At 75.1% G+C, this 885-nt stretch carries 1 protein-coding gene; it reads right to left on the reverse strand.

The window, feature by feature from the left end:
- Positions 1 to 10: 10 nt before the first annotated feature.
- Positions 11 to 885: DUF6779 domain-containing protein (locus tag A5655_RS28425; RefSeq protein WP_067015454.1), on the reverse strand; the 875-nt coding region annotated here is incomplete at its 5' end.

An 885-nucleotide genomic window follows, 5' to 3' on the forward strand; every position in this document is an offset into this window, starting at 1 on the left:
GACTCCACGGTCAGCTCGTATGCGCGGCGGGCGCACTCGCGGGAGGCGGCGGCGGCGCGGGCTCGTTCGTCGCGGTGGGGGTACCGCCCGCTTGCGGGGGAAAGTTGCGCACGCCGTAGTCGCGATACTCCGCCGAGTGGCGCGACCGCGCCCGACGGCCGGCCTCGCCGTACGGCGGTGGCTGCGGGTGCTCGAAGGGCGAGCCGTCCAGGGTCTCTTCGGCGCCGTAATGACGGGCGCGCCGCCCGCCACCCGGCGGGGCGGGCGCCTCGCCGCCGGCCCAGTTGCTGCCGGGCGCGCCCTGGGGCAGCCACTGCCCTTCCGCCCCGGCCGGCCGCCAGTCCTGCATCTGCGGCTGGGGCTGGGGTTCCGGTTGGGGCGGTGGCGGGGGCGACTGGGGTTGCTCGTATCGCGGCTCCGGCGCGGGCGGGGGCGTCATGTACGGCGGCTCTTGCGAAACGACGTACCGCGTGTCTTGGCGGGCGTCGTACTGGAACCGCTCACGCGGGGGCGGCTGGCGGGGCGGCAACAGCGGTTCCTCGGGCACGTCGATGATCGCGGCTTCGTCGGCGCGGCCGGGGGCGTTGTCCCGGGCGACCGACGCGACGCGATCGCTGGACACCCAGTCCGGGTTGCTCTCGCCGTTGCGTTCCCACTCGCTGTACGCCCGGCCGCGGGGCGCCTCGGTCTCGTGCGTCTCGATCGCCGGGCGCTGCTGCAGGTCGGTGTCGAACAGGATCTCGAGGCTGGTCCGCAACGCGCTCAGTTCCGCGCGCAGCGCGGCCAGATCGTCCTCGGCCTGGGCGCGCAGCTCGGAGGCCAGCTCGCGGCGCAGCTGGGACTCCACGGTCAGCTCGTATTCGCGGCGGGCCGAGATTTCCCGGT

Origin of the sequence: Mycobacterium sp. 1081908.1, assembly GCF_001673535.1 — a bacterium.
In the GTDB taxonomy this organism is placed as follows: Bacteria; Actinomycetota; Actinomycetes; order Mycobacteriales; family Mycobacteriaceae; genus Mycobacterium.